At 65.7% G+C, this 10,086-nt stretch carries 9 protein-coding genes; 7 read left to right on the top strand and 2 right to left on the bottom strand.

Annotation, left to right across the window (positions count from 1 at the left end; all coding sequences use genetic code 11):
- Nucleotides 1–541: 541 nt before the first annotated feature.
- Nucleotides 542–1,327, bottom strand: coding sequence for a phosphoribosylaminoimidazolesuccinocarboxamide synthase (gene purC, locus Q0071_RS00885; RefSeq protein ID WP_298164217.1), 786 nt, complete (start codon nt 1,325–1,327; stop codon nt 542–544).
- 300 nt (nt 1,328–1,627) lie between these two features.
- Between purC and wrbA the strand changes: the two genes are divergently transcribed.
- The 5 genes from wrbA (at nt 1,628) to Q0071_RS00860 (ending at nt 5,410) form a co-directional block, all read left to right on the top strand.
- On the top strand, nt 1,628–2,227 hold the full coding sequence (wrbA, locus tag Q0071_RS00880; protein ID WP_298164214.1) for an NAD(P)H:quinone oxidoreductase: 600 nt from the start codon (nt 1,628–1,630) through the stop codon (nt 2,225–2,227).
- 180 nt (nt 2,228–2,407) lie between these two features.
- Nucleotides 2,408–2,818, top strand: a complete 411-nt coding sequence (locus Q0071_RS00875; protein WP_298164211.1) for a ketosteroid isomerase-related protein — start codon at nt 2,408–2,410, stop codon at nt 2,816–2,818.
- Entirely contained in the window at nt 2,815–3,405 is a 591-nt protein-coding gene (locus tag Q0071_RS00870; protein WP_298164210.1) for a GNAT family N-acetyltransferase, read from the top strand. Before Q0071_RS00875 ends, Q0071_RS00870 begins: the two co-directional genes overlap by 4 nt.
- The gene (locus Q0071_RS00865) at nt 3,405–4,301 is read left to right on the top strand and encodes a carbon-nitrogen hydrolase family protein (RefSeq protein ID WP_298164208.1); all 897 of its coding nucleotides are present in this window, start codon (nt 3,405–3,407) and stop codon (nt 4,299–4,301) included. Before Q0071_RS00870 ends, Q0071_RS00865 begins: the two co-directional genes overlap by 1 nt.
- A gap of 41 nt (nt 4,302–4,342) precedes the next feature.
- Nucleotides 4,343–5,410 (top strand): glycerophosphodiester phosphodiesterase family protein, encoded by a 1,068-nt coding sequence (locus Q0071_RS00860; RefSeq protein ID WP_298164206.1) that lies wholly within the window; start codon nt 4,343–4,345, stop codon nt 5,408–5,410.
- Between the two features lie 4 nt (nt 5,411–5,414).
- On the opposite strand, the gene Q0071_RS00855 is transcribed toward Q0071_RS00860, so the two are convergent.
- Nucleotides 5,415–6,521, bottom strand: coding sequence for a diguanylate cyclase (locus Q0071_RS00855; protein ID WP_298164204.1), 1,107 nt, complete (start codon nt 6,519–6,521; stop codon nt 5,415–5,417).
- Between the two features lie 184 nt (nt 6,522–6,705).
- On the opposite strand from Q0071_RS00855, the gene Q0071_RS00850 reads away from it, so the two are divergent.
- Entirely contained in the window at nt 6,706–8,904 is a 2,199-nt protein-coding gene (locus Q0071_RS00850; RefSeq protein WP_298164202.1) for an alpha-ketoacid dehydrogenase subunit alpha/beta, read from the top strand.
- Nucleotides 8,905–9,039: 135 nt separating this feature from the next.
- The gene (locus Q0071_RS00845) at nt 9,040–10,083 is read left to right on the top strand and encodes an ACP S-malonyltransferase (RefSeq protein ID WP_298164200.1); all 1,044 of its coding nucleotides are present in this window, start codon (nt 9,040–9,042) and stop codon (nt 10,081–10,083) included.
- The last annotated feature ends 3 nt before the right edge of the window (nt 10,084–10,086 follow it).

Below are 10,086 nucleotides of genomic sequence, written 5' to 3'. Positions count from 1 at the left end.
CTGCCTCTGGCAAGGCCGCCCCCTGTATTCTTCCGGTAATCTCTACCGAGCTTTTCAACTGCGCTTTATGATTTAGGCGTTTAAACACAACAAGTCAACTTTCAGTTGACAAGCCAAAACCCCCATTTTTCGGCACATTTTCACGTAGCGCAGTGGCAGGCGCACATCCCTTCAGAGGAATCATTGAGGGGTCGAGTCCCATACTTGGCGTCATCTAGGCGGATTACGGATTACGCGGGGGGATTATGGTGACACTTTACCAAATCCCCAAATCCGAGAGGCGGCGTTGTGTTTGTTGCTCTGGATTCCCGCCTTCGCGGGAATGACGAAGGGTAGGGCGGAGGCCCGGGACGGGTTTGGGGATGCAAGGGCTGTGGCCCTTGCCCGCCGGAGGCTCTTTCTTTCCGGCTTTGGGATTTGCCGCTGGCCCACCCCCGACCCCTCCCGCAAGCGGGAGGGGGGAAGGAAGAACCCCTCCGTCAGCCGTTCCGGCTGCCACCTCCCCATTTGTGCTGCGCAAAAATGGGGAGGACCCTGGAGCTTACTTCTTGCCGCGCAGCTTGCGGTGGGCGCCGAGGTCGAAGACTTCGCTGGGGCCGCCGTCGTTTTCGAGCAGGCCGAGGCGGCGGGCGACTTCCTGGTAGGCTTCTTCTTCGCCGCCGAGATCGCGGCGGAAGCGGTCCTTGTCGAGCTTTTCGCCGGTGACCATGTCCCACAGGCGGCAGCCATCGGGGCTGATTTCGTCCGCCAGGATCACGCGGCTGTAATCGCCATCCCAGATGCGGCCGAATTCGAGCTTGAAATCGACAAGGCGGATGTTGATCGCGGCGAACATGCCGACCATGAAATCGTTCACGCGGATCGCCATCGAGGAGATATCCTGCATCTCCTCGTTGCTGGCCCAGCCGAAGCAGGCGATGTGCTCTTCGGCGACCAGCGGATCGCCCAGCGCGTCGTCCTTGTAGTAGTATTCGATCAGGGTGTGGGGCAGCGGCTCACCCTCAGGGATGCCGAGGCGCTTGCTGATCGAGCCTGCCGCGACATTGCGCACGACCACTTCGATCGGGATGATTTCCACCTGCCGAACGAGCTGTTCGCGCATGTTGAGGCGGCGGATGAAGTGGGTGGGGATGCCGATATGCGCGAGGCGGGTGAACACATACTCGCTGATGCGGTTGTTGATCACGCCCTTGCCGTTGATCGTGCCGCGCTTCTGCGCGTTGAAGGCGGTGGCATCGTCCTTGAAATACTGGATGATGGTGCCGGGCTCCGGACCTTCATAGAGGATCTTGGCCTTGCCTTCGTAGATCTGGCGGCGACGGGACATGGGCGATTCTTTCCTAGGCGCTGGGCCAAAGATAGGCCACTTGCGGCAAATCAAAAGCCCCGGCGGAGCAAGGAAATCGCCGGAGCGATACCTGCGCTGGGCCGGGGCGAGCGCGATGCCCTTAGGACAAAATGCGCGTCCACGCAAATGGACACAAAATCAGCGGCGCATTCGATAATTTCGAACAATCAAGACAAGTTTATCCGGCTGAACCGGACCAATGGTGCGCGGTAAACGGGCTTCACACGATGCGGCGGGCGCGATTCGGTGCCCCTTTCCGCGAAGCAAAGGATACATCCGATGGCAAAGGTTCTGGTGCTCTATCATTCGGCTTACGGCCATGTGGAAACGATGGCGAACGCGATCGCCGAAGGTGCGCGCGCGGCGGGCGCCGAAGTGGACGTGAAGCGCGTGCCCGAGACGGTGCCGCTGGAAGTGGCGCAGGCCGCGCACTTCAAGCTCGATCAGGCCGCGCCGGTGGCGACGGTGGCGGAACTGGAGAACTACGACGCGATCGTGGTCGGCACCGGCACGCGCTTTGGCCGGATTTCCAGCCAGATGGCGGCGTTCCTGGATCAGGCGGGCGGCCTGTGGGCGCGCGGCGCGCTGAACGGCAAGGTTGGCGCGGCGTTCGTTTCGACCGCTTCGCAGCATGGCGGGCAGGAGACGACGCTGTTTTCGGTGATCACCAACCTGCTGCACTTCGGCATGACGATCGTGGGCCTCGACTATGGGTTCCAGGGCCAGCTGCGGAATGACGAAGTGGTCGGCGGTGCGCCTTACGGGGCGACCACGGTGGCGGGCGGCGATGGCAGCCGTAGTCCGAGCGAAACCGACCTGGAAGGCGCGCGCTATCTGGGTGCGCGCGTGGCGACGACGGCGGCGAAGCTGTTCGGGTAAGACCCCTCCGCCTCCCCGGGTTTGCTTGGGGAGGCATTACCCCTCCGACCCGCTTCGCGGCCCACCTCCCCATTTGTCCCTCCGGGAAAAATGGGGAGGACCGGGGGCGTTTTGCGTTTTTGTAATGTGGTGCATTACCTCCGGCCTCGCTAGATACGCGGCGCTGAAGGAGACCCGCCCATGAGCCGTGCTGATACCATTGCCCTGCTGACCCGCTATTACGCCGCGTTCAACGCGGGCGACTGGCAGGGGATGCTCGATTGTCTGAGCGATGACGTGGCGCACGATGTGAATCAGGGCGAGCGGGTGACCGGCAAGGACAAGTTCGCCGCGTTTCTTGGCCACATGGAGCGCTGCTACAAGGAAGAGCTGCGGGACATCGTGCTGATGGCGACCGATGACGGTGCGCGCGCGGCGGCGGAGTTTGTGGTGCACGGCGCCTATCTCGCGACCGACGAGGGGCTGCCCGAGGCTGCTGGCCAGACTTATGTGCTGCCGGCGGGCGCGTTCATCGCGGTGGACGGCGGGAAGATCACGCGGCTGACGATGTATTACAATCTGGCCGACTGGACTGCACAGGTGGTTGGTTGAGAGTTACCGTCCGCCCGCTGACCGGCGCGGAAATCGGCGCGGCGCTGGGGGATCTGGCGGCATTGCGCATCCGCGTCTTTGCGGCCTACCCCTATCTCTATGACGGCGATGCGGCTTACGAGGCCGAGTATCTGGCCGAATATGCGGCGGCGGCGGATGCGGTGCTGGTTGCGGCGTTTGACGGGGCGCGCATTGTGGGGGCGGCGACGGCGGCGCCGATGATCCACCAGAAGGCGGAGTTCCGCGAACCGTTTGCGGCGCGCGGGCTGGATGTGGACCGCTTGTTCTATTTTGGCGAGAGCGTGCTGCTGCCCGAATATCGCGGGCTCGGTGTGGGCCATGCCTTCTTCGATCACCGTGAGGCGCAGGCGCGGGCGTGCGGGGCAACGGCGGCGTGCTTTGCGGCGGTGATCCGGCCGGTCGACCATCCGGCGCGGCCTGCGGACTATGTGCCGCACGATGCGTTCTGGACGAAGCGGGGGTATGCCGTGGTGCCGGGGCTGGTGACGGAGCTGGCGTGGAAAGAGCATGGCGATGAGGGCGAGAGCCTGAATGGCATGCAGTATTGGCTGAGGAGCTGGGCCTGATGCGCTACACCATCGCCGCCGCGCAGTATCCGATCGAGCAGCTGGCCGATTGGGAGGCTTATGAAGCCAAGCTGACGCGCTGGGTGGCCGAAGCGGCGGCGGGCGGTGCGGCGCTGGCGGTGTTTCCTGAATATGGTGCGATGGAACTGGCCAGCCTCGAGCCTGAAACCATGGGCAATCTGGCGGGATCGCTGGCCTCCGTGGCGGGGCTGATCGCGCGGGTGGATGCGCTTCATGCCGAGCTGGCTGCGCGGTTTGGTTTGCACATTCTGGCGGCGAGCCTGCCGCGGCTGGATGCGGACGGGCGCTATCGCAATGCGGCGCGGCTGTTTGCGCCGAATGGCAAGAGCGGCACGCAGGACAAGCTGGTGATGACGCGATTCGAGCGCGAGCAGTGGTTTGTTTCGGCAGGCACGGAGGGGCTGGCGCTGTTCGAGACCATGCTGGGCCGGATCGCGGTGCTGATCTGCTATGACAGCGAGTTTCCGCTGCTGGCGCGCGCGGCGGTGGATGCGGGGGCTGAGGTGCTGCTGGTGCCGAGCTGCACGGATAGCCTGCATGGCTACTGGCGCGTGCGGCTGGGGGCGCAGGCGCGTGCGCTGGAAGGGCAGTGCTATGCGGTGCAAGCGCCAACGGTGGGGCTGGCGGAATGGTCTCCGGCGGTGGATGTGAACCGGGGCGCGGCGGGGGTCTATGGGCCGCCGGATCGCGGGATGCCCGAGGACGGGGTGATTGCGCTGGGTGCCGAGGGCGAGAGCGCGTGGGTGTTTGGCGAGGTCGATCTGGCGCGTGTGGAGGAACTGCGCGCCGATGGCGGCGTGCTCAATGCGCGGGACTGGCGCGATCAGCCCGGCGCCGGGCCGCTGCCGGCGGTGCGGGTGGTCTCGCTGCTGTAATCGGGGCGGGATAGCGGGTGCGTTCCACGGGGAGTTTCGCCATGATGATCCGCCTGCTGCTGGTTCTGGGAATGGTGATGACCGCTGTGCCGCTTGCCGCCAAACCGCTGATCTTCGCGCATCGCGGCGCTTCCGCTTGGCTGCCGGAAGAAACGCTGGCGGCTTACGAAAAGGCGATTGCGGACGGCGCGGACTTCATCGAGCCCGATCTGGTGCCGACGAAGGACGGCATGCTGGTGGCGCGGCACGAGAGCAATATCACTGAGACGACTGATGTGGCGGCGCACCCGGAGTTTGCTGCGCGCAAGGTCGTGAAAGTAATCGACGGGCGGCGGCAGGAAGGCTGGTTTACCGAGGATTTCACGCTGGCGGAATTGAAGACGCTGCGCGCGAAGGAGCGGCTGGGGGCGCTGCGACCGGAGAGCATGAGCCATGATGGCCAGTTCGAGGTGGCGACGTTTGACGAGATCGTGGCGCTGGCGGCGCGGAGCGGGAAGCGCGTGGGGCTGATTCCGGAGATCAAGCATCCGACGTATTTCGCTGGGGTGGGCCTTGACCTGGCGGGCAAGCTGATCGCGGCGATCAAGGCTTCGGATTATCTGCGGCGCGCGCCGGTGATCGTGCAGTGCTTCGAGATCGCGACGCTGAAGCGGCTGCACCGGGAGCTGGCGGGGATGGGCAATGTGGCGCTGTTGCAGCTGATCCAGTCGAGCGATGTGAAGCAGCCGGCGGATGTGGTCGCGGAAGGCGGCGCGCTGACGTTCGACGAGATGGTTGCGCCCAAGGGCCTCGCCGAGATCGCGACCTATGCACAGTGGATCGGCCCGCCGCTGCGGCGGGTAATTCCGCTCGACGCTGAGGGCAATTCCGGCGCGCCCGCCGCGCTGATCGCGGATGCACATAAGGCGGGGCTGAAGGTGGGGGTGTTCACCTTTCGGCCGGAGAACCAGTTTCTGCCTGCCAACTTGCGGCACGGCGATACGGGTGCGCGCTGGCCGCAGGGCATGATCGCCGATGTGCGCAGCTTTGTGGCGGCTGGGGTGGACGGGTTCTTTACTGACGATCCAGCGCTGGGGCGCGCGGCGGTGGAGGGTGATCCGCTGAAGTGAGCAGTCAGGCGGCGGCAGCGTCGTTGGCGGGCGTGGCCGCCTCGCGCGCCTCGGCCTTGGCCTGATAGAGGGCCTTGTCGGCGAAATCGAACAGCGCGTCGGTGTCTGCGCCATCGGCCGGCCAGAGCGCGACGCCGACGCTGGCGCCCACGGTGATGGGGTGGCCATCGATCATGTGCGGGCGCACGAGCGCGATGAGCAGTTGATCGGCGAGCGGCGCGGTGATCAGCGGGGAGTGCGGGGGGATGAGGATGGCGAACTCATCTCCGCCCTGGCGCACCACGAGGCCGCGCGCGCCGATCGCTTCGCTGAGGCGCGCGGCGACCGAGCAGAGCAGCTTGTCGCCAAAGGCGTGGCCGTAGCGATCGTTCACCAACTTGAAGCCATCGAGATCGAGCAGTGCGAGCATGAACGGGCGCGCGCGGGTGGAAGGGCGCAGGAACTGGGCAATCTGATCATCGAGCGCGCGGCGGTTGGCGAGGCCGGTGAGCGGATCGGTATGAGCCAGATCGCGGGTCTGCGCCTGGAGTTGCAGCAGATCGACCAGCATCGCGTGGCCCTGGAGGATGAAGCGGATAAGGATCGCGGTGGCGAGGATCAGGCTGGAGGCGGCGGCCATTTCTCCCACCCGGCCGGACGAGAGCATCAGTACGGTGATCGGCAACACCCCGACTGCGAGATTGAGGATCGCGGCGGCGCGGATCGAGGAGAGGCAATAGGCCGTGGCAAGCGAGCCCATGGTGAGGATCATCGCGAAGTTGGCGTGGTTTTCGGGCGGGGAGGCGAGCCAGTTCACCACGCACCAGGCGCTGCACATCGAGCCGACCCAGCCGGAGACGTGGTTGGTCTTGGCGACGAGGATGCGCGCGCGGCGCAGGCTCATGCGGCGCCGGCGGCTCTGTGCGTTTTCGAGGAGGCCAAGCGCGCAGAGCAGCGCGAGCAGCGCGGGCATGCCGAAGCGCACGCCCCAGTGGACATGCGCTGCGCCGACCCAGGCCGCAGTGGGCGTGGTGGCGAGCAGCATGAGGTACATCAGCGGTGTTTGCGTTTCGACACGCTGGGCGCGCAGGATGGTGAAATCATCCCGGATCGCATCCGGTATCGGCGGCATGAGCCACGCGCGCAGGCGGGTGAGAGCACCGATCATGCAAAGGGGTTTACCGGAGCGGACGTAAAGACCGTGTTAACGATGTTTTTGGGCCGAATGGGCCTGTGCCTGCCTGCAACGGGGTGACTGCATGCGCGGCTTTGGCTAGGGCTGGCGGGATGATCACGAATGAAACCGGTCCGCGCTGATGGACGCCGCACAGCAGGTTCATGAGCAGTTTGTCGCCGCGCTGGAGGCGGGGCACTTGCAGCGCAGGAGCAATCTGGGGCTGGCCGCGGTGGGGCTTTCCCCGCAGCGCGCCGCCGCCTTGCTGCACAGCCAGATGGTGAGCCGGCAACTCGACCGGCTGAGCCGCAAGCTGCAGGCGCGGGGCGAGGGGTTCTATACCATCGGCTCTTCGGGGCACGAGGGGAATGCCGCGCTGGCCGAGGCGCTGCGCGTGGATGACGTAGCATTCCTGCATTACCGCGACGCCGCGTTCCAGATCCACCGCGCGAACCGCGTACCGGGCGAAAACCCGATGTGGGACATGCTGCTTTCCTTCACCGCGAGCGCGGATGATCCGATTTCCGGCGGGCGGCACAAGGTGCTGGGTTCGAAGCGGCTGGCGATTCCGCCGCAGACGAGCACGATTGCGAGCCACCTGCCCAAGGCGGTGGGGGCGGCTTTTTCCATCGGGATTGCGCGGCGGATGGGCTTTGAGGAGACAACGCTGGCGAAGGACGGCGTGGTGCTGTGCTCGTTCGGCGATGCTTCGGCCAACCATTCGACCGCGGTAGGTGCGCTGAACACGGCGGCCTGGGCGGCGTTTCAGGGGACGCCGATGCCGATTGTTTTCCTGTGTGAGGACAATGGCATCGGCATTTCGACGCGCACGCCCAAGGGGTGGGTCGAGGCGAACTGGTCGGGCCGGGCGGGGCTGCACTACATCGCCTGCGATGGCTGCGATCTGGCGGACGCGTGGCGCGGGGCGAGCGAGGCGGTCGATTATGCGCGGCGGTATCGCAAGCCCGTGTTCCTGCACATGAAGACGGTGCGGCTCTATGGCCATGCCGGGAACGATGTGCAGCAGGTCTATATGTCGAAGGCGGATATCGCGGCGGACAATGCGCGCGATCCGCTGCTGGCCAGCGCGGCCTTGCTGATCGAGGAAGGCGTGATGAGCGCCGCCGATGTGCGCAGCGCCTATGACGCGATCGAGGCGCAGTTGCTGCGGCAGGTGGAGCTGGCGATTGCGCGGCCCAAGCTGCCCGATGCAGCGGCGGTGATGGCAAGCATCGTGCCGCCGGGGCGCGAAGGGGTTGAGCGACCTCTGGCGAGCGCCGAGGCGCGGGAGCCGGTGTTTGCGGACGAAGCGGCGGCGATGGAAAAGCCGCAGCATATGGCGCGGCTGATTTCGTGGGGAATGGCGGATATTCTGCTGCAATACCCGAACGCGATTGTCTGCGGCGAGGATGTCGGGCCCAAGGGCGGCGTCTATAATGCGACGGCGCGGCTGCACGCGCGGTTTGGCTCGGCGCGGGTGATCAATACGCTGCTGGATGAGCAGGCCATTCTGGGGCTGGCCATCGGCGCGGCGCACAACGGGCTGCTGCCGCTGCCGGAGATCCAGTTCCTGGCGTACGTGCACAATGCCGAGGACCAGATCCGCGGCGAAGCGGCGACTTTGTCGTTCTTTTCCAATGGGCAATATACCAACCCGATGGTCGTGCGGATTGCCGGGCTGCCTTATCAGAAGGGCTTTGGCGGGCACTTCCACAACGACAACAGCTTGGCGGTGTTCCGCGATATTCCGGGGCTGGTGATCGCGGTGCCTTCGAGCGGCCGCGATGCGGTGCTGATGCTGCGCGAATGCGTGCGGCTGGCGCATGAAGAGCAGCGGGTGGTGATCTTCGTCGAGCCGATTGCGCTCTACATGACGCGCGATCTGCATGCCGAGGGCGATGGGCTGTGGACTTCGGTTTACGAAGCGCCCGGGGTGAGCGAGATCCGGGTGGGCGAGATCGGGGTGCATGGGGAGGGGACGGACCTTGCCATCGTGACTTATGGCAACGGGGTCTATCTTTCCTTGCAGGCGCAGAAGCTGTTGGCCGAGCAGGGCGTGGTGGTGCGGGTGATCGATCTGCGCTGGATTGCGCCACTGGCCGAGGACGCGCTGCTGGAGGCTGTCGCGCCGTGCGGGCGGGTGCTGGTGGTCGACGAGTGCCGCGAGACGGGTTCGCAGAGCGAGGCGTTGCTGGCGCTGATGGCCTTGAGGGCGCCGGACAAGGCGTTGGGCGTGCTGGCGGCGACGGACAGCTTCATCCCGCTGGCGCGCGCGGCGACGCATACGCTGCCGAGCCGCGACGGGATTGTGGCCAAGGCGCTGGAGATGGTCAGGCAGTGACAAGGGACATCGCCACTTTCACTCGTCATGCTGAACTTGTTTCAGCCTCCATGGTGCTGCCTTGCGCTGAACCCGCAGGCTCTGCGCTGGCTGAGGGATGGACCCTGAAACAAGTTCAGGGTGACGCGGTTTTGAGTGGAGACCTTGCGCGTGGTTGTTGAGGGTCGGAAGGAAACCGTCGTTGTCGTCTGCCCGGGGCGGGGGACGTATAATGCGCCCGAGCTGGGCTATCTGGCGCGGCATCATGCGGGATCACCGTGGCTGGCGCATTTCGATGCTGTGCGGGACGCGGCGGGCAAGCCTGCGCTGACGGCGCTGGATGGGGCGGCGAAGTTTGATCCCAAGCTGCACCCGCGCGGCGATGTGGCGGCGCCGCTGATCCATGCCTGTGCCTATCTGGATTTCCTGGCGCTCGACCGCGAGCGGTTCGAGGTTCTTGCCGTCACCGGCAATTCGATGGGCTGGTATACCGCGCTGGCCTGCGCGGGCGCGGTATCGTGCGAGCACGGGTTTGCCATTGCCGATGCGATGGGGCTGAATTCGCAGAAGCACGAGAGCGGCGGGCAGGCGGTGATCGTGATGGCGGGCGAGGACTGGCGCGTCGACCCGGCAACCGAGCGCGCGGTCGAGGCGGCCTGCGCGCGTGTGGGCGTGCTGCCTTCGATCCGGTTGGGCGGAATGCTGGTAGTGGCGGGGCCGGAAGCGGCGCTCGATGCGCTGAATGCGCAATTGCCGCCGCTGCCGCGCCCGCCGCTGCGGCTGCCGGGGCATGGGCCGTTTCACACCCCCCTGATGCAGGCGAGCGCCGATGCGGCGCGCGCTTCGCTGCCGGCGGCGTGGTTTGGCGCGCCGCAAGTGCCGCTGATCGACGGGCGCGGTAAGGTGTGGCGGCGCTTCGAGACCGACCCGCAAGAGCTGTGGGACTATACTTTCGGGCACCAGATCCTCGCGCCTTACGATTTTACTGCGGCGATGACGGTGGCGCTGAGGGAGTTCGCGCCCGACCGCGTGGTGCTGCTGGGACCGGGGGAAACGCTGGGTGGCGCCATCGGGCAAACCATGATTGCGCAGCGATGGCTGGACATTGACAGCAAATACGTGTTTTCCCTTAGGCAGGAAGAGGATCCGTTTCTCGTCGCAATGGGCCGGGAAGCCCAGCGGCGGCTCATCACCATCTGAGCT

Source organism: Novosphingobium sp., from assembly GCF_027486195.1.
In the GTDB taxonomy this organism is placed as follows: Bacteria; Pseudomonadota; Alphaproteobacteria; order Sphingomonadales; family Sphingomonadaceae; genus Novosphingobium.
This window is presented reverse-complemented; position numbering and strand designations above follow the sequence as displayed.